The 21999-nt window shown below is 64.7% G+C and carries 15 protein-coding genes and 1 pseudogene; 11 read left to right on the top strand and 5 right to left on the bottom strand.

Features of this window, described 5'->3' with window-relative positions; genetic code table 11:
* Positions 1-24 precede the first annotated feature (24 nt).
* Positions 25-2424 (bottom strand): penicillin acylase family protein, encoded by a 2400-nt coding sequence (locus tag ACCQ15_RS00205; RefSeq protein WP_372381071.1) that lies wholly within the window; start codon positions 2422-2424, stop codon positions 25-27.
* Positions 2425-2672: 248 nt separating this feature from the next.
* Here ACCQ15_RS00205 and ACCQ15_RS00200 point away from each other — a divergent pair, with 248 nt between their 5' ends.
* On the top strand, positions 2673-3017 hold the full coding sequence (locus ACCQ15_RS00200) for a hypothetical protein (RefSeq protein WP_008572913.1): 345 nt from the start codon (positions 2673-2675) through the stop codon (positions 3015-3017).
* A gap of 215 nt (positions 3018-3232) precedes the next feature.
* Here the strand turns inward: ACCQ15_RS00200 and ACCQ15_RS00195 are convergent, their stop codons facing one another.
* Positions 3233-4510: a DNA topoisomerase IB gene (locus tag ACCQ15_RS00195; RefSeq protein WP_014088883.1), complete on the bottom strand. Its 1278-nt coding sequence runs from the start codon at positions 4508-4510 to the stop codon at positions 3233-3235.
* Positions 4511-4567: 57 nt separating this feature from the next.
* Here ACCQ15_RS00195 and ACCQ15_RS00190 point away from each other — a divergent pair, with 57 nt between their 5' ends.
* From ACCQ15_RS00190 to ACCQ15_RS00175, 4 genes are all read left to right on the top strand, one after another.
* Entirely contained in the window at positions 4568-4948 is a 381-nt protein-coding gene (locus ACCQ15_RS00190) for an I78 family peptidase inhibitor (protein WP_011345797.1), read from the top strand.
* Positions 4949-5150: 202 nt separating this feature from the next.
* On the top strand, positions 5151-9623 hold the full coding sequence (gene gltB / locus ACCQ15_RS00185) for a glutamate synthase large subunit (RefSeq protein ID WP_011345796.1): 4473 nt from the start codon (positions 5151-5153) through the stop codon (positions 9621-9623).
* A gap of 193 nt (positions 9624-9816) precedes the next feature.
* Positions 9817-11298 (top strand): glutamate synthase small subunit GltD family protein, encoded by a 1482-nt coding sequence (locus ACCQ15_RS00180; RefSeq protein WP_014088881.1) that lies wholly within the window; start codon positions 9817-9819, stop codon positions 11296-11298.
* Positions 11299-11760: 462 nt separating this feature from the next.
* Entirely contained in the window at positions 11761-12162 is a 402-nt protein-coding gene (locus tag ACCQ15_RS00175) for a hypothetical protein (protein ID WP_126952716.1), read from the top strand.
* 84 nt (positions 12163-12246) lie between these two features.
* Here ACCQ15_RS00175 and ACCQ15_RS00170 read toward each other — a convergent pair whose 3' ends face one another.
* Positions 12247-13305, bottom strand: a complete 1059-nt coding sequence (locus ACCQ15_RS00170; RefSeq protein WP_008572924.1) for an NAD(P)-dependent alcohol dehydrogenase — start codon at positions 13303-13305, stop codon at positions 12247-12249.
* 309 nt (positions 13306-13614) lie between these two features.
* On the opposite strand from ACCQ15_RS00170, the gene ACCQ15_RS00165 reads away from it, so the two are divergent.
* The 6 genes and pseudogenes from ACCQ15_RS00165 (at position 13615) to ACCQ15_RS00140 (ending at position 19006) form a co-directional block, all read left to right on the top strand.
* Positions 13615-14688 carry a glycoside hydrolase family 5 protein gene (locus tag ACCQ15_RS00165; protein ID WP_033837217.1) on the top strand — a complete coding sequence of 358 codons (1074 nt, stop codon included), beginning with the start codon at positions 13615-13617 and terminating at the stop codon, positions 14686-14688.
* A 233-nt stretch (positions 14689-14921) separates the two neighbouring features.
* A pseudogene (locus ACCQ15_RS00160) lies at positions 14922-15323 on the top strand (hypothetical protein); the annotation flags it as partial.
* A gap of 132 nt (positions 15324-15455) precedes the next feature.
* A complete protein-coding gene (locus ACCQ15_RS00155; RefSeq protein WP_014088879.1) occupies positions 15456-16508 on the top strand; it encodes a glycoside hydrolase family 5 protein in 1053 nt (350 codons plus the stop codon).
* 66 nt (positions 16509-16574) lie between these two features.
* Positions 16575-16862 carry a hypothetical protein gene (locus ACCQ15_RS00150; RefSeq protein WP_162998367.1) on the top strand — a complete coding sequence of 96 codons (288 nt, stop codon included), beginning with the start codon at positions 16575-16577 and terminating at the stop codon, positions 16860-16862.
* 274 nt (positions 16863-17136) lie between these two features.
* Positions 17137-18270, top strand: coding sequence for a glycoside hydrolase family 5 protein (locus tag ACCQ15_RS00145; protein WP_372381070.1), 1134 nt, complete (start codon positions 17137-17139; stop codon positions 18268-18270).
* Positions 18271-18562: 292 nt separating this feature from the next.
* Positions 18563-19006, top strand: a complete 444-nt coding sequence (locus ACCQ15_RS00140; RefSeq protein WP_011345787.1) for a PepSY domain-containing protein — start codon at positions 18563-18565, stop codon at positions 19004-19006.
* Positions 19007-19319: 313 nt separating this feature from the next.
* Here ACCQ15_RS00140 and ACCQ15_RS00135 read toward each other — a convergent pair whose 3' ends face one another.
* Positions 19320-21116: a M28 family metallopeptidase gene (locus ACCQ15_RS00135; RefSeq protein WP_071117565.1), complete on the bottom strand. Its 1797-nt coding sequence runs from the start codon at positions 21114-21116 to the stop codon at positions 19320-19322.
* A 161-nt stretch (positions 21117-21277) separates the two neighbouring features.
* Positions 21278-21934, bottom strand: a complete 657-nt coding sequence (locus ACCQ15_RS00130) for a DUF4097 family beta strand repeat-containing protein (protein ID WP_008572935.1) — start codon at positions 21932-21934, stop codon at positions 21278-21280.
* Positions 21935-21999 lie beyond the last annotated feature (65 nt).

The following is a 21999-nucleotide window of genomic DNA, read 5'->3' as shown; positions in this document are numbered from 1 at the left end:
GCGTCCGGTCGGTTCGCGGTTGCGTTAGTGCGCCTGCGCAGGCACCAGGTCGAAGATCTGTTCGGTTGCCGCATCTACCGCAGCGCGCGTGTACAGCAGCGGGAAATAGCTTCCATTGAGCCATAGCGGTGCGAGGTCGCGGTAATGCGGGCTGGCCGGGTCGCCGGACTGGCCGGGGTAATTCATGGCGCGAGAGTTATCCCAATTGCCCAGGTCGATGATCAATCGTGCAGAAGGACCGATCGTCTGGCGAAAATCGGCAGGGTCGTAGCTGGACTGATTCGGCGTATAAGGGCTGCCGCCCTTGGCGAACGGACCGACATCAAGCAGCGCGCGATCGGCCCCGGCCACCGCGCTCATCGCATGCGAGATCTTGTTGGTATGCAGTTTGCCCCATTGCCACTGCGAGGCATCGGGGCCTTGCAGCGAGACAAGCGCCTGGTAGGCACTGCGCAACGACTGCAGCAGCAACTGGTCGCGGCGTGCGGCCGGCGTTGCGCCGAACGCGGCGCCGGGATGTTCCAGCGCATCCAGCATGGCCGCGGCATCGGGCGCGCCGAAGCTGTCGGCCTCCGACGGCTGCAATCGCAACGCTTTGTATGCATTGCCCAGATAGCGACTGAACCAGACCTCTTCCAGCGCTGCGGCGGGCGACGTAGCGCTGACCTCGCCATTCCATGGCCGCAGCAGCGTCAGTGCGGCGCTGATATCAGGGTCCTGCGAACGCAGCGGTCGCAATAATGCGGCCAGGCGTTGCGCGGGCAACGAGACCTGATCGTTCTGCAGTCTTTCCGAATCCTCCAGCGTCACCTTGGGCAGCTGCGAGAGCACCTGGGTGATGCGGGCATGGCGAGCCTCATTGGCCCACTCAAAGCCAAGTTTGCGCTGCGCAACCGGGTAGCCGGCGGGCAGGTTCATCTCGTTGGAGGTGGTGATGAAGCCGGCTTTGGGATTCTTCGACCAGGGCAACACCGTGCTGTCCCAGAAGCCGTTCCATTCGTAGCGGCCATCGCCGGGCACGGGCAGCAATCCATCGCCGTGATCGCGGCGCGGGGTCATGCCGGCGGTGGCCCAGCCGATGGTTCCGCCGACATCTGCATAGACCTGGTTGACCGACGGCGCTCCCCAATGGGCGAGTGCGGCCTTGAACTGCACGAACGCGTTGCTGCGCAGGTAGCGTAGCGAGCCCAGATAGGGCGCCGCGCCGGGCTGGCTCCATACCGACCGCAGCGCATACGCCACATGTTGTTCGACATCGACATAGATCACCGGCCCGTGACGGGTGAATTGCAGCTCTGTTGTCACCGGCGCGGCGCCGCGCACGGCGATCTGTTCGTGCTCGCTGCGCAGCGGCTCCCATTTGCCCTGGTACCAGTACGCCGCGTTGTCGTCTGGACGCAACCGATACACGTATAAATCTTCCTGATCGATGTTGAAGATGGTCAGGCCGAACGCGCTGGTTCGGTTATGCCCGATCGCGATGCCAGGCGCGGTGGGCTCGCCGGCACCGATGATGTCCAGACCAGGGCTGTTGAGATGCACGAAGTAGCGAAGACTGGGCACGTTGTAGGCCCGATGCGGGTCGTCCGCCAGCACCGCGTGACCGGTGGCGGATTTCTGCGACGCGATGACCCAGTTGTTGCTGCCTTCGGCAGAGGCGTCATCGTCAATGGCCGATAACGTCGATGCGATTGCCGCAAGTTGCGTGCTTGCGCTCAGCTTGGGGCTTTGCGTCGCCAGCTCGTAGACCTTCAGCACGTCTTTCGGCAGACACGGGTCCAGCCCGTCCGGCAGCGTGGTGGTCCAGGCCGGCTGCAGTCTCAGGCGTATCGCATCGACAGCCAGCGAGGCCTTGCAGGCGACGTTCGCACGCGCCACTTCGCTTTTGACATTACGGCTCAGGCCGGTGGTGCGGATGCGCAGCACATCCTCCGGCGCCCAGCGTTCGGGGCGATACCCCAGCTTGTCGAATTCGTAGGGCAGTGCCTGCGGGTGACTGTCCAGCCATGCGATATACGCATTGATGCCGGCGACGAATCGGCCCACGTCGCGCCGGGCAGTGGGCCCGTAACTGCTCCATTCCTGTGCCATGTCGCCGCGATACAGAAACAGCCGCGCGGCACGGTCCTGTTCCACATAGGTTGGCCCGAACGCATCGGAGAGATGGCCCAGCCCTTTGCGGCGAAGTAGATCCAGCTGAAACAAACGGTCTCGCGCCACATTGAAACCCTGCACGAAGAACGCGTCGTCGTCGGTCTGCGCGTAGATATGTGCCAGGCCCCACCTGTCCACGCGGATCTGCGCCGGCCGTTGGAGACCTGCCACCGTCATGGTGGCTTGGCTGGGCGCGGGCGCTGCACGTGCAACCGAAGGCGGCAGCGCCGCGCAGGCAACGAATGCAAGCAGCAGCGGTTTGATGGTCATGCTACTGATCGTCTGGGTTGGAAGCAGGAGTCTGCACCTCTCGCGCTGCTGGGCGAGGCGCTGTCCGGAAACACTGGATTGGCAAGCGAATCCAGGTAGCCCAGCGTTGGCGCAGCGTGTCCGGCGCGCTGACGATCACCGGCAGACACGGGTGAGGCCCGTCTCTGACACGGTGCCGCGCAGCATCTTCATGCCATCCCGACAACGCCACCTTCACGCTTGCGGCATTCTTGCCCTGGAGCTTCCCGATGATCCGTATCCTCGCCCCACTCGCTGCCGCTGCGTTGTTGTCGGCCTGTGCCTCCAACCAGGTGGCACAGGTGCAGCCCATCGACGGCGCCATCTCCGGCCAGTGCCATAGCGACAAGGTGCGTGGTGCGGTGGGTCTGGCGGCGGCCGCGCAGACCATCGAACGTGCACGCGTGGATAGCGACAGCCAGCGCGTCATCGTGCGCCGCGGCGAGCGCGCGACCGGCGGCACCACCGCCAGCGGCCTGGCCGACCCGGCCCAGGGCGCCAGCGAAAGCGGCGGCGATCAGCTCACCATCGAAACCGGCCCGAACAACAGCATCACGGCCATCTATTGCGGCTGAGGATTCGGGATTCGGGAATCGAAATTCGGGATTCGGTACGGCACTCGCTGCTGTCTGCGTCCCGAGGCGCCACCTGGAATGGTTGACACCGCGTCGCTGATCGTCGCCAGGCGGACATGAGCGACGCGCAGGAACCGGCGTGCGCGCGGTACGTGATGCCCGCACACGCCGACACCCTGGCTGTGGCGAATGCCGTGGGTGTCAGCCTCGGGCGCTTAGGCCGACTTGCGCCTTGCCGCAGACGTCGACTGCGTCTTGAGCCTGCTGCGCGAAGCGCTCAAAAACTTCAGCGTGGCCGCTTCCCACTGGCGCTCGCCACGCACACCGGTTGCCATGGCCTGCAGCTGGCCCGCACGCCAGCCTTCGAAGACGCATGGGTCGATGTAGGCCTTGCGACACACCGAGGGCGTGTTGCCCAAGGCATCGGCCACTTCGCGGATGACATCGTTCTGCACTTGCTTGAGCGCACGTTCGCTGCTGCGCTCCGGCAGCGGCAGCCGGGCCAGGCGTTGCAGCGCGGCCAATGTGCCGCCCCAGGTGCGGAAATCCTTGGCGGTGAAGTCTTCGCCCATGGCCTCGCGCAGATAGTCGTTGACCTGCCCCGAATCCACCGGCTGCAATTGGCCATCGTCGTCGCGGTACTGGAACAGCGACTGCCCCGGCAGCTGCTGGCATTGCCGGATCAGTTTGACCAGTTGCTTGTCGTCCACTTCGATATCGTGGTCCTGGCCGCTCTTGCCGCGGAATTTCAGCCGCGCGCGTCCGCCCTTCAGAAATTCCATGTGCCGGTTGCGCAGCGTGGTCAGCCCGTAGGAGCGATTGCTGCGCGCGTATTCGGCATTGCCGACGCGTACCAGGGTGTCGGCCAGCAACGCCACCACGATCGCCAGCACCTTTTCGCGCGGGAATCCCGGCAGCACCAGATCGCGACGCAACCGCCGCCGCAACTTGGGCAGCGCAGTACCGAAGGCGATCACGCGTTCGAACTTGCCTTCGCCGCGGACCTGCGCCCAGTCGGCGTGATAACGGTATTGCTTGCGCCGCCGCGCATCGCGCCCGGTCGCCTGCAGGTGGCCATTGGGCTTGGCGCAGATCCACACGTCGGTATAGGCCGGCGGAATCGCCAGCGAACGGATGCGCTGCAAGGTGTCGGCATCGGCGATGCGTTGCCCGTCGGCATCGCGGTAACTGAAGCTCTTGCCGGCCTTGCGGCGACTGATGCCGGGCTGTTGGTCGTTGACATAGGTCAGCCCGGCCGCACGCGCGGTCGCCTTGGCCTGCGCCACAGCGGCTGCGCTTGCCACAGCGGCCGTGGCGACGGCGGCGCCGGTGGCGACCGCCGCGAGCTTGCCGGCGGTACTGACGGCGACTGCGGCATTGCGAACAACACGTTTGGCTTTCATTGCGCACAGGTCGAGGGACTGGCCGCGATTGTTGGCCGCAGCAAGACTAGGCTGCGTCAACGCTACGACAACGCCGTGTGCGCAAGCCATGCCCGTCGCGTGACTTTGTGCTTATGCTTGGGCATCCCCCCTTTGCTGGAGTGATCGATGCGCGCTGTTCTACCTGTTGCTCGCCTGACCTGCACCCTGGTGATGCTGGCTGCATTGACTGCCTGCAACAAACCGCAACCCGATGAGCAGGAAGCCGTCACCGCCAAGGCCCAGCACGCGGCCGAACAAGCCGCTGCGCCCGCACCGGATGCAGCGCCGGAAGCGCCGCCGATCGGCACTTGCGATGCCACCCAGGTGCAATCGCTGGTGGGCCAGCCGTTGACCGATGCGGTGGGCGAACAGGCACGCAGCGATGCCGGCGCCAAGTCGGTGCGTGTGCTCAAACCCGGCCAGATGACCACCATGGAATTCAATGGCGAACGGCTCAATCTGGAAGTGGACGCCAAGAACGTGATCACCTCGGTGCGCTGCGGCTGAGACGGCCTTGGCGCCTGTCGCAAGACCGGCGCCAAGCCTGCTGGCACAAGGGGTTACAGCGGTTCTCGTTGCAGCTGTAACGGTGTATTGCGGCACCGCATCAACTGTGGTCTAGTCGATCATCCGGTGACCTCTTCGAACGCTCCACGGATCGAGCGCTGCGACGTCGTCGCCGCTCTCCTAAGATCGCAAAGAGGCAGACATGGCCCCCCGCACTCGCCAAGGGCTCAACGACTACGGTCTCTACAACAGCGTGCGCGACGAGCGCGACGCGTGTGGTTTTGGCATGGTCGCCCAGTTGGACGACCAACCCTCCCGCGCGCTGGTGGATACCGCGATTGCGGCGCTCTCGCGCATGACCCACCGCGGCGGTGTCGCCGCCGACGGGCTCACCGGCGATGGCTGCGGCCTGCTGATTCGCAAACCCGATGCATTCCTGCGCGGGCTCGCGCGCGATGCCGGCATCCCCCTGGGCACGCGCTACGCGGCCGGTGTGGTGTTCCTGCCGCTGGACGAAAGTGAGGCCGCGCGATGTCGCGCCGAACTGGAAGCGCAGCTGCAGGCCGCCGGCGTGCAGCTGCGCGGCTGGCGCGTGGTGCCCACCGACGACAGCGTGTGCGGCCAGCTGGCGCGCGACACCTTGCCGCGCATCGAGCAGCTATTCGTCGATGCCGGTGCGGAGCAGACCGAAGACGGCTTTACCCTGGCGCTGTTCCTGGCGCGCCGTCGCGCCGAGCAGCAGCTGCAGGGCGTGCCGGACTTCTACGTCACCACCCTCTCGCCCAACGGCATCAGCTACAAGGGCATGGTGCTGCCGGACAAGCTGAGCACGTTCTACCCGGATCTGCAGCGCAGCGACCTGTCCTCCAGCGCAATTGTCTTTCACCAGCGCTTTTCCACCAACACGCTGCCGCGCTGGCCGTTGGCGCACCCGTTCCGGCTGCTCGCGCACAACGGGGAAATCAACACCATCGAAGGCAACCGGCGCTGGGCGCAGGCGCGCAGCAAGGTGTGGCAGACCCCGCGCTTTGACATTGCCGAATTCGATCCGGTGATCTCCATGCACGGCTCCGATTCGCAGAGCCTGGACAACATGCTGGAGCTGCTGATCGCCGGTGGCATGGACCTGCTGCAGGCGCTGCGCATCCTGGTGCCGCCGGCGACCCAGTCGCTGGAGTTCAAGGACGCCGACCTGGCTGCGTTCTACGAGTTCTACGGCCTCAACACCGAACCCTGGGACGGCCCGGCCGGCATCGTGGCCTGCGACAGCCGCTACGCGGCCTGCATGCTCGACCGCAACGGCCTGCGCCCGGCGCGCTGGATGCTGACCTCCGACCGCCACTTCCTGGTCGCTTCCGAAGCCGGCGTGTGGGAATTGCCGGCCGAGCGCATCACCCGCAAGGGCAAGCTGGGCCCGGGCGAGATGATGGCCATCGACCTCAAGCGCGGCGACCTGCTCGATTCCGATGCCATCGACCGCATCAACCGCGCGCGCGCCCCGTACAAGCAATGGCTGCAGCAGGGCGTGACCTACCTGCAGACCGAGTTGATCGACCCCTCGCTGGTGGAAGAACCCTTCAGCGAGCAGACCCTGCGCAGCTATCACAAGCTGTTCCAGCTCAGCACCGAGGAAGTGGAACAGGTGCTGCGCCCGCTGGCCGAGACCGAGCAGGAAGCCACCGGCTCGATGGGCGACGACACCCCGATGGCGGTGCTCAGCCGCCAGACCCGGCCACTGTACGACTACTTCCGCCAGGCGTTCGCGCAGGTCACCAACCCGCCGATCGACCCGCTGCGCGAAGGCATCGCGATGTCGCTCACCACCCAGCTCGGCAGGGAGACCAATATCTTCCATGCCGGTGCGGAGACGGTGAACCACGTCATCCTCAACTCGCCGGTGCTCAGCCAGCGCAAGCTGCGCCAGCTGCTGAAGATGGAGCAGTACGTCGAGCGCAACCGCCTGATCGACCTGTCCTACAGCCTGGAAGAAGGCCTCAAGGCCGGGCTGGAGCGCATCTGCCAGGAGGTGGAAGCCGCCGCGCGCGACGGCGCGGTGATGCTGCTGCTGTCCGACCGTTACCCGGTGCCGGACCGGCCGATGGCGCATGCGCTGCTGGCCACCGGCGCGGTGCATCACCACCTGTGCAAGGTGGGCCTGCGCTGCGACGTCAACCTGATCATCGAGACCGGCACCGCGCGCGACCCGCACCACATGGCCTGCCTGCTCGGCGTCGGCGCCACCGCGGTGTATCCGTACCTGGCTTACCAGACGCTGTTCGACCTGGGTCGGCGCGGCATCCTGCAGCTGAGCAAGGGTGGCGAGCAGTCGCAGATCGGCCGCCGCTATCGCAAAGGCATCTACAAGGGCCTGTCCAAGATCATCTCCAAGATGGGCATCTGCACCATCGCCAGCTATCGCGGTGCGCAGCTGTTCGAGATCGTCGGGCTGGACCCGGACGTGGTGGACCTGTGCTTTGCCGACACCCCGGCGCGTATCGGCGGCGTGGATCTGGCACGGCTGGACACCGAGGCGCGCGAGCTGACCGTGCGCGCCTGGAACGACCAGCTCAAGCCGGAAGTGGGCGGGCTGCTGAAGTACGTGCACGGCGGCGAGTACCACATGTACAACCCCGACGTGGTCATGACGCTGCAGCGCGCCACCCGCACCGGCGATGCCGGCGACTGGCAGAAGTACGTGGACGCGGTGCATGCGCGCCCGGCCTCCACGCTGCGCGACCTGGTGCAGCTCAAGCGTGCCGACACCCCGACGCCACTGGATCAGGTCGCCCCGGCCGAAGATGTGCTGCGGCGCTTCGACAGCGCCGCCATCAGCCTGGGCGCGTTGTCGCCCGAGGCGCACGAAGCGCTGGCCATTGCGATGAACCGCCTGGGCGGGCGCAGCAACTCCGGCGAAGGCGGCGAAGATCCGGCCCGCTACGGTACCGAGAAGCGCTCCAAGATCAAGCAGGTGGCCTCCGGCCGCTTCGGCGTCACCCCGGAATACCTGGTCAATGCCGAGGTGCTGCAGATCAAGGTCGCCCAGGGCGCCAAGCCCGGCGAGGGCGGCCAGCTGCCCGGCCACAAGGTCAACGAACTGATCGCCCGGCTGCGCTACGCCAAGCCCGGCATCGGCCTGATCAGCCCGCCGCCGCATCACGACATCTATTCCATCGAAGACCTGGCGCAGCTGATCTACGACCTCAAGCAGGTCAACCCGACCGCGCTGGTCTCGGTGAAGCTGGTGGCGCATGCCGGCGTCGGCACGATTGCCGCCGGCGTGGTCAAGGCCGGCGCCGACCTGATCACCGTGTCCGGCCATGACGGCGGCACCGGTGCCAGCCCGGTCAGCTCGATCCGCTATGCCGGCGTGCCGTGGGAACTGGGCGTGGCCGAGTCGCACCAGGCGCTGGTGGCCAACGATCTGCGCGAGCGCACCATCCTGCAGACCGATGGCGGCCTGAAGACCGGCCTGGACGTGGTCAAGGCCGCGCTGCTCGGCGCCGACAGCTTTGGCTTCGGCACCGCGCCGATGATCGTGCTGGGCTGCAAGTACCTGCGCATCTGCCACCTCAACAACTGCGCCACCGGCGTGGCCACCCAGGACGAGCGCCTGCGCGCCGGCTACTTCACCGGCCTGCCGGAGCGGGTGGAGCACTTCTTCCGCCTGCTGGCCGAAGAAGTGCGCCAGTGGCTGTCGTACCTGGGCGTGCGCTCGCTGGACGAGATCGTCGGCCGCACCGACCTGCTGGAACAGCTGGAGGTTTCGCCGCGCCCCGGCGTCAAGGTCGACCTCTCGCGCCTGCTCACGCATGCCCGCTACGACGGCAGCCACTGCGCCGCCCAGCGCCTGTACGAATCGCCGGACAGCCTGGCCACGCAGATGGACGGCCTGCTCGCCGATGCAATCGCCAACAAGCGCGGTGGCGACCATCGCTTCCTGATCCACAACACCGACCGCTCGATCGGCGCACGCCTGTCCGGCGCCATTGCGCGCGTGCACGGCAATCACGGCATGAGCGATGCGCCACTGAATCTGCGCTTCCGCGGCACCGCCGGGCAGAGCTTCGGCGCGTTCAACGCCGGTGGCCTGCAGCTGGAGCTGGAAGGCGAAGCCAACGACTACGTCGGCAAGGGCATGGCCGGCGGGCGATTGGTGGTGCGTCCGCCACGCGGCGCGCGCTTCGAGGCACGCAACACGCCGATCGTCGGCAACACCTGCCTGTACGGCGCCACCGGCGGCGAGCTGTTCGCGGCCGGGCGGGCGGGCGAGCGCTTTGCGGTGCGCAACTCCGGCGCGCTGGCGGTGGTGGAAGGCGCCGGCGACCACTGCTGCGAATACATGACCGATGGCATCGTGCTGGTGCTGGGCAAGGTGGGCCTGAACTTCGGCGCCGGCTTCACCGGTGGCCTGGCCTACGTGCTGGATATCGAACGCGACTTCGTGGACCGCTACAACCACGAGCTCATCGACATCCACCGCGTCTCGGCCGAAGGCTTCGAGAACCATCGCCAGCATCTGCATACGCTGATCAGCCGCCACCGCGAGCTGACCGGCAGCATCTGGGCGCAGCAGATCCTGGACGAGTTCCGCGACTACATCGGCAAGTTCTGGCTGGTCAAACCCAAGGCCGCCAGCATCGAGTCGCTGACGGAGTCACTCAGGCGGGCGGCCTGAGTGACGGGATTGGGGATTCGGGATTGGGGATTCGCTCAAGCCATGCGACCTGTCGTCGCCTTGGCAAATCCCGATGTCCGAATCTCCACTCCCTGCTCTCACGCGTCGATTGCTGTTCGAGATTCGCACTGCGTCAGACCCATGTCGCCCGCTGTTGCGAATCCCCAATCCCAACTCCCGAATCCCAGCCCCTATGAGCCGCAAGCAAGCCTTCCAATTCCTCGACCTGCCCCGGACCATGCCCACGCGCATTCCGGTGGAACTGCGCACCTCCGGCGACTGGGGCGAGTTGTACGGCAAGTTCGACAAGGCCGATGCGCAATACCAGGCCGGCCGTTGCCTGGACTGCGGTAACCCGTATTGCAGCTGGAAATGCCCGGTACACAACGCCATCCCGCAGTGGCTGCAGCTGGTGCAGGAAAACCGCATCGAGGAAGCCGCCGCGCTATGCCATTCCACCAACCCGCTGCCGGAAGTGTGCGGGCGGGTGTGTCCGCAGGACCGCCTGTGCGAAGGCAGCTGCACGCTGGAGGAATTCGGCGCAGTCACCATCGGCGCGGTGGAGAAGTACATCGTCGACACCGCCTTCAAGATGGGCTGGCGCCCGGATCTGGGCAACGTGCAGCCGACCGGCCACCGCGTGGCGGTGATCGGCGCCGGCCCGGCTGGGCTGGCGTGTGCGGACCGGCTGGCGCGTGCCGGCATCGAGGCGGTGGTCTACGACCGCTATGAGCAGATCGGCGGGCTGCTGCAGTTCGGCATCCCCAGCTTCAAGCTGGACAAGTCGGTGATCGGCAAGCGCCGCGAGATCCTCGAAGGCATGGGCGTGCAGTTCCGCCTGGGCGTGGAGATCGGTAAGGACGTCAGCATCGAGCAGTTGCTGGGCGAATACGATGCGGTGTTCTTAGGGACCGGCGCCTATCGCTACACCGACGGCGGCCTGCCCGGGCAAGACCTGAAGAACGTGCTGCCGGCGCTGCCGTTCCTGGTGCAGAACAGCCGCATCGTCAGCGGCAACGACCCGCACGGCCGGCCGATCGCCGGCTGGGAAGACCAGCTCGCCCTGCCCGACCTCAGCGGCAAGCGCGTGGTGGTGCTGGGCGGCGGCGATACCGGCATGGACTGCGTGCGCAGCGCCATTCGCCTGGGCGCGGCCAAGGTCACCTGCGCCTACCGCCGCGACGAAGCCAGCATGCCCGGCTCGGCGCGCGAGGTGGCTAACGCGCGCGAAGAAGGCGTGCGCTTTTTGTTCAACCGCCAGCCGCTGTCGATCGAATCCGGCGCCGACGACGAAGCCATCGGCGTGACCGTGGTGGAAACCAGATTAGGTGAGCCCGATGCCAGCGGCCGCCGCAATGCGGTGCCGGTGGAAGGCAGCGAATCGCTGCTGGAAGCGGACGTGGTAATCATCGCCTTCGGCTTCTCGCCCACCCTGCCCGACTGGTTGTCCTCGCAGGGCGTGGAAGCCGGCAGCAACGGCCGCATCGTCGCCCCGGCCGACGGCAACGGCCGCCTGCCCTACCAGACCAGCAACCCGCGCCTGTTCGCCGGCGGCGACTGCGTGCGCGGTGCGGACCTGGTGGTCACCGCAGTGGCCGAAGGCCGCGATGCGGCGGGAAGCATCGTGCAGCTGCTGGGGGTGAACGCGCAGGTCAAGGAGCCGGCTGCGGCATGAGGGTGATGAGGAGCATATGGATCGCGCCTAGCTCAGCAAGGCGAAGAATCTTTCCTACAGAGACCCCGAAGTCGCGCCTCAAGAGCTACGTGAGATAGAACTAGCAATACCTGAGCTGGACGTTGCGCCTCGCATTCGACATCTAAAGATCAACGAACTCAATGATGCCCGAGGGTACAGGCAAGCTGCGCTCTTAGCTTGGGCATGTCACATAACCTTGCGCTGCCCGTACGCTTCTCTCCGTCGAAGCGTGTGGCAGCCTGGTGAGAGAGTAGTGCACGGCACTTTGCATCGATTCATCTGAAGGAACTCGTTTCGGAATCACTCAACAGCCCGACCACTATTCAGGCGATTATTGCTGGTTTTGCGAAATCAACGTCTTGTTTTGCCGGGTTCTACACGTTCGGCTTCAACGAGAATCACTACAAGCCAAACCGAGACTCGGGTCGATTAGACGTAGACATGAAGAAATTAACCTTGCGGAGCCTGCCTAGCTCAGTTTTACCTGAGTACACATCAGTTTCGAAAATCGTTTATGAAAAAAACTGCTGCGTCGTACACTTGACCGCCCATGCCTCTAATAGGACTGTCCAAATCATTTTTAGCGATGTGGTCGGCGTAAAGATACTGGACGAACGCGATTTCTCTGAATTCTGGCGCTGCAATATGGAATCATTTGATGAGATAGAGGGAGCAACCGTCTCACAGGTTCTCTTTGGCGGTTGGAGCCAGCACGATGAAGTACTTGAGTCGTATATTCCAACAGGATTCTACGGCGAAGTTATGGAGTTTTTCATCGCTGACCACTCTGAGTGCATCAACGTTCTATGCACAAAGGAACCCTCTATCCACATCGTTGATTAGCTCGCCAGCAGAGTAGCGAGGTGTATTACCGTCCGCATCGACAGCGACGCAGACGGCAACATTACAGCGTGACGTAACAACTACTCAGGCCGCCTTATCCAGCGTGGCCATATCGATCACAAAGCGGTACTTCACGTCGCTCTTGAGCATGCGCTCGTAGGCCTCGTTGATCTGGTCGGCGCGGATGGTTTCGATGTCCGAGACGATGTTGTGCTTGGCGCAGAAATCCAGCATTTCCTGGGTCTGGCGGATGCCGCCAATCAGCGAGCCGGCCAGGGTGCGGCGCTTCATCACCAGGTTGAACACCGCCGGCGACGGGTGCGACTGCTCGGGCACGCCCACCAGCACCATGGCGCCGTCGCGCTTGAGCGCGTTGAGGAACGGGTCCAAGTTGTGCGGCGCGGCCACGGTGTTGAGGATGAAGTCCAGGGTGTTGTACTGCGCGGCCATCTGCGCTTCGTCCTTGGAGATCACCACTTCGCTGGCGCCCAGGCGCATCGCATCGGCGCGCTTGCTCTCGGAGGTGGTGAACAACACCACGGTGGCGCCCATCGCCTTGGCGATCTTCACCGCCATGTGGCCCAGGCCGCCCAGGCCGACCACGCCCACCTTCTGGCCCGGACCCACCTTCCAGTGTGCCAGCGGCGAATAGGTGGTGATGCCGGCGCACAGCAACGGTGCCACCGCGGCCAGGTTGTCGCTGTGGGTGATGCGCAGCACGTATTTCTGGTCGACCACGATATGGTCGGAATAGCCGCCGTAGGTGTTCTCGCCGCCGCCGAACATCGGCCCGTTGTAGGTGCCGGTGAACCCCTGTTCGCAATACTGTTCTTCGCCTTCCTGGCAGGAGGCGCAGCTGCGGCAGCTGTCGACCATGCAGCCGACACCGGCCAGGTCGCCGACCTTGAAGCCGGTGACCGCATTGCCGACGGCGGTCACGCGGCCGACGATCTCGTGGCCGGGCACCGAGGGGTACAGCGTGTTGTGCCATTCGTTGCGTGCGGTATGCAGGTCCGAGTGACACACGCCGCAGTAGGCGATGTCGATCTGCACGTCGTTGGGGCCGGGCGCGCGGCGTTCGAACACGAACGGGGCAAGTGGTTGATCGGCGGCCTGGGCAGCGTAGGCGTGGGCTGTGCTCATGGGAAAACTCCGGGGGGTGTTGCGTCGTCGGCAAGGCGCGCCAACAACGGGAAGAATGGGTCGGTAGCTTAAAACGCGCAGATGTCGCACTCCTGCGACAGTGCGTCTTACCTGGTCTCTTGCGAACGCGAGCGCAGCGGCATGATGCGCCTTGCGCGTGTTCGCACGCGGTCAAATCCGCGCCATGCGCGTGAATGGCGCACTAACGTGCGAGCTCCCAGACTCACGCAGCAGCAGATGGCGCTGCACCATCTGCGCTGGCCGTGCCCTCCCCCGCGGCCGCCCACGTAGATGCCGAAGGAGACTCCCATGTTCCGCACTCCCCCGCACTTTCCCCGCTTGCGCATCGCCGCGCTCGCGTTGACCTTGCTCGCCGCCACCCCACTGGTCCAGGCCAAGGAGCCGCCCGGCCCGAAGAAGGACACCGCCGGCCTGAAGTATGTCGGAGTTAATCTGTCCGGCGCCGAGTTCAACTCGCGCAAGAAGCCCGGCACCTTGTTCAAGGATTACACCTACCCTGCCGCCTCGGATTTCAGCTATTTCGCCGGCAAAGGCATGAATACGATCCGCCTGCCGTTTCTGTGGGAACGCGTGCAGCCCGAGCTCAATGGTCAGCTGGACCAGGCCCAATTGGGGCTGATCAAGAAGTCGCTTGAAGCAGCCAAGGCCAACAAGCAATACCTGATCCTGGATCTGCACAACTACGCCACGTACAACGGCAAGCGCATCGGCACCAGCGATGTGCCGGCCGGCGCGTTGGCCGATCTGTGGCGCCGGCTGGCGCTGGAGTTCAAGGACGACAAGGCGGTGATCTTCGGGCTGATGAACGAGCCCAATGGCATTTCCGCACCCGACTGGGCCAATGCCGCGCAGGGGGCGATCAACGCGATCCGCAAGACCGGCGCGAAGAACCTGATCCTGGTGCCGGGCACCGCCTACACCGGCGCACACAGCTGGCGCAGCACCAGCTACGGCGTCTCCAACGCAAAGGCGCTGGAAATCCTCAAGGACCCGGGCAACAACCTGGCCTTCGAAGCGCATCAGTACCTGGACAAGGACTACAGCGGCACCAAGCCGGTGTGCACCAGCGACTCGGTAGGCCAAGAAAAGCTGCAGGGCTTCACTTCGTGGTTGCGCGAGAACAAGCAGAAGGGTTTTCTGGGCGAATTCGCCACGGCCAACAATCCGGTCTGCGACAAGGCGCTGGAAGGCATGCTGACCTACATGGAAAAGAACAGCGACGTGTGGCTGGGCTGGACCTGGTGGGCGGCGGGCGCCTGGTGGAAGCCGGACTATCCCTTCAACGTGCAACCGGGCAAGGACGGCAGCGACAAGCCGCAGATGGCGATCCTGAGCAAGTACGCACGCCGCGCCGGCAAGTAAGCAGCGGCGCAACCAGAGGTGGTCGCAACCAGTGTTGCGGCCACTTTTTTGTCATTGCCGCAGCGCGTGGGGCCGCCTGCTTCGGAGAAGGGCAGACCGCCGCTGGCTCGCTGCGGGCAGCAGAAGGCAGAGGCAATCGCGCGCCAGCTCACGCGCTGCGTGTTGCCGATGTGCGCTGTTCGATCGCATGCAACAGCCCGGTATCGAGCGCTGGCCATATCGTCCATGCGCTGGTGCAACTTGCAGTGCGAGGCTGCCGTCTCGGCGACGCCCTGATGCGACGCCTGCGCGCCACGATGCATGGACGACGCGCGAGCGATCTCATCCAATCCGCGCTATCGCGTCGACGTCCGCACTAAACCTGCGCACTGTCTGCCGCTGTGGCTGGCATTGCCCGGCGACAGCATCGCCAATCAGGCAACCCATCGTGATGGACAGATAGGCGCTGCAGCGCAAAGGCATTGCACGAATGCAGCTGCATTCGCCCGCGATGTACAGCACGCCATCGCGCAGGCGATGCGCGCCACTGTTCGAAGCGTGTGCAAACGGTGCGGTACGTTCGCGCCATGCGTGCGCGCTCTAACACAAGAACTGCGGGTCACTGCACAGCTTGGCCGATTGATCCCTCTCAACCGTGGTTTGTGCGGGCGTATACGCCTAGTCTGGTGATGGACGCGTTGCTGTCTTACATCGAACGAGCTCATACCCGCATCAGCGCGCCGTCCTTGCACAGGTCTTTCGCACGCAGAAGTCTCAGGAGTTCCCCCATGAAATCCCTCACCACGCGTACGCGCCGGCCGCGTTGCCGCGCGCTGTCTTTGCTATTGCTTGCCCTCATGCCGCTCGCGCAGGCGCAAAGCACTTCCGGCCTGAAGTATGCAGGCATCAATCTATCCGGCGCCGAGATCAAATCCTCGCAAAAACCCGGCGTGCTCAACATCGATTATCACTATCCGGCGGCCGACGAATACGCCTACTTCGCCGGCAAGCACATGAACACGGTTCGCCTGCCGATCCTGTGGGAACGGCTGCAGCCAAAAGCGGGCGGCGAGCTGGATCCGGCGCAGCTGGCGTTGATCCGGCAGGCGGTCGCCAACGCCAAGGCGGCCAACATGTACGTGATCGTGGATGTGCACAACTACGCCAAGTATTACGGCCACACCATCGGCAGCACGAAAGTGCCGATCAGCACCTTCAACGATCTATGGCGACGGCTGGCGATCGCCTTCAAGAGCGACAACGCCGTGATCTTCGGGCTGATGAACGAGCCTTACGACATCGATCCGCAAGCGTGGGCAAGAGCCGCGCAGGCGTCGATCGACACCATTCGTAAAACCGGTGCAAACAATCTGATTCTGGTGCCGGGTGCGTTATGGACAGGCGCGCATAGCTGGTACTCCACAGTGGCCGGGCAATCCAATGCAGTGGCGATGGCATCCATTCGCGACCCGCTCAATCGGTATGCCATCGAAGCGCATCAATATCTGGATGCCGATTCCAGCGGCACCAGCGGCGGGTGCGTCAGTGCCACGATCGGAGTCGAGCGCCTGCGTAGCTTCACCGAATGGCTGCGCCTGAACAAAAAACGCGGGTTTCTTGCCGAATTCGGTACCGGCAACACGGCCACCTGCAATCTCGCGCTCAACGGCATGCTGGGCTACATGGAATCCAACAGCGATGTGTGGATGGGCTGGTCCTGGTGGGCGGCAGGCGCGTGGTGGAGCAGGGCGTATCCGTTCAACGTGCAACCGGATGCGCAGGGGCGCGACAAGCCGCAGATGTCGATATTGGGCCCACGTGCGCGCCGGATTACCGATTAAGCGCGACCAACGCGCCTAGCAAATAGTCGTCAGCTGGGCGCGGATGGCACGCAAACCACACCGTAGGTGATCCACGCCAAGCGCCTGCCGCGCCCGCCTGACGCCTGCACGTGGGTGCTGTCGCTGCTGTTCGCAACGACAGCGCCAGTGCAGGCACGTGCGGGTGCCGCAGGCAATCGTCATCACACGTCGCTCTTCCATCCGGTAGCGAGCGCGCTTTCTACCGGGCTGAGCATTGCCGCGATTGGCCACTTTTCCTGGTCTTTTCGCGGAAAGATCGAGGCAGCCTATGCCTGCAACCTCGGTGGCACTTCAATGTGGCATGGCGTCATGGACATGACGTCATGCCACTGACGGCAGGCGCTTCTATACGACGCAAAGTCGACAGCACGGACGAACCCACGCCGCACTTGCGCAAATACCGGCCCATATCTCGCGCTTTTGTGCGGCCTATCAATCTCGACAACGCACTTTGCAGAGTGTGACTGCGATGCAGTTCGCATATTGGCGCTGAACTGGCCACCGGCAGCAATTGGGCACGGCTGATGCATTGACTTAGACCGATGCAGTGCATCGCACGTAACGCGCATGCACTTACCCGCATCGCCCCCGTCTGAGGAGTTGTGTCATGTCTGCTGTCTGCTTTTCGTTGCGCGCGCTACTGTGCTCTACGCTGCTTTTCATCGTGTTCGGTAGCCTGTCGCTGGCCCACGCGCAGACGCGCGCGCTCACCTATGCCGGCGTCAATCTTTCAGGTGCCGAGTACGCATCGTCCAAGAAGCCCGGAGTCCTCAACAAGGACTATATGTACCCCGCGACCAACGATTACACCTATTTCGCCGGTGTCGGCATGAATACCATCCGCCTGCCCATCCTGTGGGAGCGGCTGCAGCCCAGCGCGAACGGCGAACTGGACCCGGCACAGCTCGCGTTGCTGCAGCAGGCGGTGGCACGCGCCAAGGCAGCCGGCATGTATCTGCTCATCGATATCCACAACTACGCCAAGTATTACGGCTACAAGATCGGCGGCCCGGAAGTACCGGTGGCCACGTTTACCGATCTCTGGCGTCGTCTGGCACTGGCATTCAACAGCGACAACGCGGTGATGTTCGGGCTGATGAATGAGCCCAACAATATTTCGGCCAGCGAATGGGCCGGCGCAGCGCAGGCCGCCATCGATGCCATCCGCAGGACCGGTGCCAATAACCTGATCCTGGTGCCCGGCGCATTGTGGACCGGCGCGCACAGTTGGTATTCCCCCACGAACGATGGCTATTCCAACGCCACCGCGCTGACCGCCATCTACGACCCGCTCAATCGCTACGCCTTCGAAGTGCACCAGTATCTGGATGCCGATTCCAGCGGCACCAGCAGCACCTGTGTCAGCAGCACCATCGGCGCCGAGCGCCTACGCAACTTCACGCAGTGGCTGCGCACCAACCGCAAGCGCGGCTTTCTGGGCGAATTCGGCACCGCCAACAATGCGGTGTGCAACCAGGCGCTGCAAGGCATGTTGGCACACATGGAAACCAATGCAGACGTGTGGCTGGGCTGGACCTGGTGGGCGGCCGGTTCGTGGTGGAACCTCAGTTACGCGTACAACGTGCACCCCAACAAGGACGGCACCGACAAGCCGCAGATGGCGATCCTGTCGCCACAGGCCGCACTCGCCACGCGTGCGCCGGTTGCGACTGCCGCAGCGCGCAGCTCCGCTGCATCGACCTCGGCAACAAGCACATCCGCTGCACGCACGACACGCTGATGCCAAGCAAAGCCGCCGCAAGGCGGCTTTTCCAGCGCACGCAGCGCGCGGGCACACGGCGTTGGCAAGGTGAGAAGCACACGCACGTTGCTGCGATTGCGATCGTGGATAACACACGATGCGTGCTCAGCCGCGACATCCGCGTCGATGTAAACATCGCGTGCATCGCAGGTGAGCAAGCACCTCGGCGTTTCAGCTAACTGAACTTTCGTTGCGGCCGCTTGCCCGTTTTTCACCTGATGGCGATAGGCCGCCCTCCAGCATGAGCGCACTTCACTGCAGGAGCATTCCCATGACACAGCGATTGATGAAGACCGCACTGATCGGCGCCCTTGCCTTGCTGTCGCAGGGTGCGTTAGCACAGGCGGCCGACAAGCCGGCCAAGGCGCTCACCTCCGGTGAGGTCACCAGCATGCTCACCGCAAAGGGCTACACCAAGGTGCACGACGTCAAGTTCGAGCATGGCGTCTGGACGGCAGACGCGCGTAGCGGCGACGGCAAGGACGTGGACGTGCACATCGATCCGGTGACCGGCCGCGTCTATGGCGACCAGACCACCTCCAAGCTCAGCGAAGCCGACGTGCGCGCATCGCTCTCCACCGGCGGCTATGCCGATGTGCACGACCTCAAGTTCAAGGATGGCCTGTGGAAGGCCGATGCCAAGCGCAACGGGCAGAAGGTCGAACTGCACGTGGATCCGGAAGACGGTCACGTGGTGAGCGTGGAGAACGACTGAGTGGCGCACGTCTCGTTCGTCTGCAGGCGGGTAGGGTAGATCGAGCGTCGCAGAGCATGCGCGCTTGCCCCATGGCCATGCGTCCCATCCATGGGCTGAGATGTAAGGTCAGTGCAGCAAGCCCCTGATCGCGCAAGATCGCAGCTGCGCGATGTGGCGTGGCTGATCGCCAGATGCCTCATATGAGGCAACAATGCAAAAGGCCTCCGGTGGGAGGCCTTTTGCGTAACAGATTGGTTTCCAGCGATGGTCGCGCAAGGCAGGCCGCTGATGCAGTCGTGCCACACCGTGCGGCAATGACGGCGCGGCGGCCTCAGCGTGGAGATTGGGCCTTGTGCGTCTGCGTGGCCGCGCTGTCAGCGTCGGCCGGCTGCGCGCTCGCCGCGCTCGCGCCAGGCTTGCCGGCCATCATGCGATCGCGCGCGGCCTTGAACGGGTTGCCGGGGTACCAGTTGGGCCAACGTTCGCCGGCAGCGACCTCCTTGCCCACGCCATAGACCACCTGCAGGTCTTCGATGGTGCCATCGAGCTTCCAGGTGGCGGCGTCGTATTCGTCGCCCGGGGCGTGATAACGATGGCGTCCGTAGTCCTCGGCCGCGGCACGTCCGGCGGCAGTGCCGCCCTCGCGCAGGTCTTCGCCGCCATCGGCATACAACGCCGGCACGCCGGCCTTGGCGAAGTTGAAGTGATCCGAGCGGAAGTACGAGCCGCTTTGCGGGGTGGCTTCTGCGTGCAGGGTGCGCCCCTGCATGGCGGCGATCGGCTTGAGGATGTCCTCCAGCTCCGAGCTGCCCATGCCCACCACGGTGACATCGCGTGCGCGCCCGGCCACCGACATCGCATCCAGATTGATCACCGCCGCGATCTTGTCCAGCGGGAAGCTCGGGTTGGCCACGTAATACTTGGAACCGAGCAGGCCCGATTCTTCCAGCGTGACCGCCAGGAACACCACCGAGCGCGCCGGCTTGGGATCCTGGTGCGCGAATGCATCGGCGATTTCCAGGATGCCGGCCACGCCGGTGGCGTTGTCCACCGCGCCGTTGTAGATGTTGTCGCCGCGTTCGCCCGGATGCTTGCCCAGGTGGTCCCAGTGCGCCATGTACAGCACCGCCTCGTCGGCGTGGCTGGTGCCCGGCAGCACGCCGACCACATTACGCGAGGTCTTGGCCGCGATGGTGCTCTTGAGATCGACCGACCAGCTGGCCTTCAACGGCACCGGCTTGAAGCCGCGCTTACTGGCGTCCTTGTAGGCCTGCGCCAGGTCCAATCCGGCGTTGGCGAACAATTGCTTGGCGGTTTCGGCGCTGATCCAGCCCTGCACCGGCAGACGCGGGTCGGGGTCGTCCTTGGCCGGCAAGTCGTATTGCGGGCCGGACCAGGAATTTTTCACCACGTCCCAGCCGTAGCTGGCGCCGGGCGTGTCGTGCACGATCAACGCCGCAGCCGCGCCCTTGCGTGCGGCTTCTTCGAACTTGTAAGTCCAGCGCCCGTAGTAGGTCATGCGCTTGCCATCGAACAACTTGGCATCGTCGGTGTGGAAGCCCGGGTCGTTGACGAACATCACCACCGTCTTGCCCTTCCACTCCTGGCCGGCATAGTCGTTCCACTGCTGCTCGGGTGCGTCCACGCCGTATCCGACGAACACCAGCTCGCTGTTGTCCAGCTTGACCTCGGCCTGGCCGGAGCGCGTGCCGACCACGATGTCGGTGCCGAAGGCGAGGGTGCGGGTCTGCTCGCCGCTGCGCAGGCTGGGCGCGGTGGATGCATCGGCGGTGGTTTCCACCATCGGCACTTCCTGGAACCAGCTGTCGCCATTGCCCGGCTGCAGCCCGATGCGCTGCATCTGGTCGCGGATGTAGGTCACGGTCTTTTCTTCGCCCGGCGTCCCCGGGCCGCGGCCTTCGAAGTCGTCCGACGCCAGTGTCTTGACCAGTTCGGCGAAGTCGCCCGTGGTCATTTCCGGGGAGAAGGTGTGGCGGCTGACCGGCGCGGTGGGCGCGCGCTCGGTCGGCGTCTGCGCGGCAGGCGCACCGGGCGCAGCGGCGGGTTCGCGTTTGCAGCCGGCCAGGGCCAGCGTCGCGGCCAGGCACAACAGGATCTTGCGGGGCATCGGAACTCCTCGTGCGGCGGAATCCCGATCTTAGAGCGTGCGTCGGACGGCGGGGTGAGCGCGCGGCTGCGTGTACTGCGGTTGCATGGCGGGCCGGGCAGGGCGCCTGGAGCGGGCGCCCTGGATCCGGCGCACGCACCGGCAGGTGCACGCTGCGTTGGTCAGTCCTTCGGTGCGACGTCGCTGTCGAAGCTGCGCGCGGTGGCGCCGCTCACCGCGCCGATCTTGGCGCTGCGGTGCACGTACAGGTTGACCTCGCGCTCGAAGTGCAACGGCCCATCGACCACCGCATCCGGGCCGATCACCACGCGCGGCTTGCGCGAGGGCTGGAACGAAAAACCGAAGCTCGGCTTGCTCACTTCGATGCCGCCGCGCACATGCGACCCCACCCCGACAGTGATGTCGCCGTTGACCGTCTCGATGCCCTTGCCGAGCTCGGTTCCCACCAGCCCGATGCTGCCATTGACCGTTTCCACGCCGCCGCTGATCTGGCTGCCACGCTCGGCCAGGATGCTGCCGTTGACCGTCTCCAGCCCGCCGGACACGGTGACTTTCTGGCCCAGCGTGATCGAGCCGTTGACCGTTTCCACGCCACCGGTGCGCGCGTTGTCGCCGATGCGGATGCCGCCATTGACGGTTTCCACGTTCTTGGTTTGCGCACCGGCACCGATCTCGATGGAGCCGTTGACCGTTTCCAGGGCGCCGTAGGTCTTGCCGGCATCTGCGCTGATCTTGCCGTTGACCTTGCTGACGTCCTCCTCGGCCCAGGCGCTCGTGCAGACCAGGGACAGTGCCAGGAGGAGAATTTGGGGCTTCATGCTGAACCTCGCGCGGCGGCGGTAGTCTGGGGCGTGGCGGCGATCACATCATGCTTGGCTACAAT

The sequence above is a fragment of the Xanthomonas sp. NCPPB 1754 genome (genome assembly GCF_041475725.2).
Lineage (GTDB): Bacteria > Pseudomonadota > Gammaproteobacteria > Xanthomonadales > Xanthomonadaceae > Xanthomonas > Xanthomonas euvesicatoria.
Note: the sequence above shows the minus strand (reverse complement) of the source record. Positions and strands in the feature narration are given on the sequence as shown.

Excerpts from the sequence above, each read along its gene's own strand:
- ACCQ15_RS00205 (WP_372381071.1), bottom strand. The coding sequence starts at position 2,424 with ATGACCATCAAACCGCTGCTGCTTGCATTCGTTGCCTGCGCGGCGCTG.
- ACCQ15_RS00200 (WP_008572913.1), top strand. The coding sequence starts at position 2,673 with ATGATCCGTATCCTCGCCCCACTCGCTGCCGCTGCGTTGTTGTCGGCC.
- ACCQ15_RS00195 (WP_014088883.1), bottom strand. The coding sequence starts at position 4,510 with ATGGCTTGCGCACACGGCGTTGTCGTAGCGTTGACGCAGCCTAGTCTT.
- ACCQ15_RS00190 (WP_011345797.1), top strand. The coding sequence starts at position 4,568 with ATGCGCGCTGTTCTACCTGTTGCTCGCCTGACCTGCACCCTGGTGATG.
- gltB (WP_011345796.1), top strand. The coding sequence starts at position 5,151 with ATGGCCCCCCGCACTCGCCAAGGGCTCAACGACTACGGTCTCTACAAC.
- ACCQ15_RS00180 (WP_014088881.1), top strand. The coding sequence starts at position 9,817 with ATGAGCCGCAAGCAAGCCTTCCAATTCCTCGACCTGCCCCGGACCATG.
- ACCQ15_RS00175 (WP_126952716.1), top strand. The coding sequence starts at position 11,761 with ATGAAGAAATTAACCTTGCGGAGCCTGCCTAGCTCAGTTTTACCTGAG.
- ACCQ15_RS00170 (WP_008572924.1), bottom strand. The coding sequence starts at position 13,305 with ATGAGCACAGCCCACGCCTACGCTGCCCAGGCCGCCGATCAACCACTT.
- ACCQ15_RS00165 (WP_033837217.1), top strand. The coding sequence starts at position 13,615 with ATGTTCCGCACTCCCCCGCACTTTCCCCGCTTGCGCATCGCCGCGCTC.
- ACCQ15_RS00155 (WP_014088879.1), top strand. The coding sequence starts at position 15,456 with ATGAAATCCCTCACCACGCGTACGCGCCGGCCGCGTTGCCGCGCGCTG.
- ACCQ15_RS00145 (WP_372381070.1), top strand. The coding sequence starts at position 17,137 with ATGTCTGCTGTCTGCTTTTCGTTGCGCGCGCTACTGTGCTCTACGCTG.
- ACCQ15_RS00140 (WP_011345787.1), top strand. The coding sequence starts at position 18,563 with ATGACACAGCGATTGATGAAGACCGCACTGATCGGCGCCCTTGCCTTG.
- ACCQ15_RS00135 (WP_071117565.1), bottom strand. The coding sequence starts at position 21,116 with ATGCCCCGCAAGATCCTGTTGTGCCTGGCCGCGACGCTGGCCCTGGCC.
- ACCQ15_RS00130 (WP_008572935.1), bottom strand. The coding sequence starts at position 21,934 with ATGAAGCCCCAAATTCTCCTCCTGGCACTGTCCCTGGTCTGCACGAGC.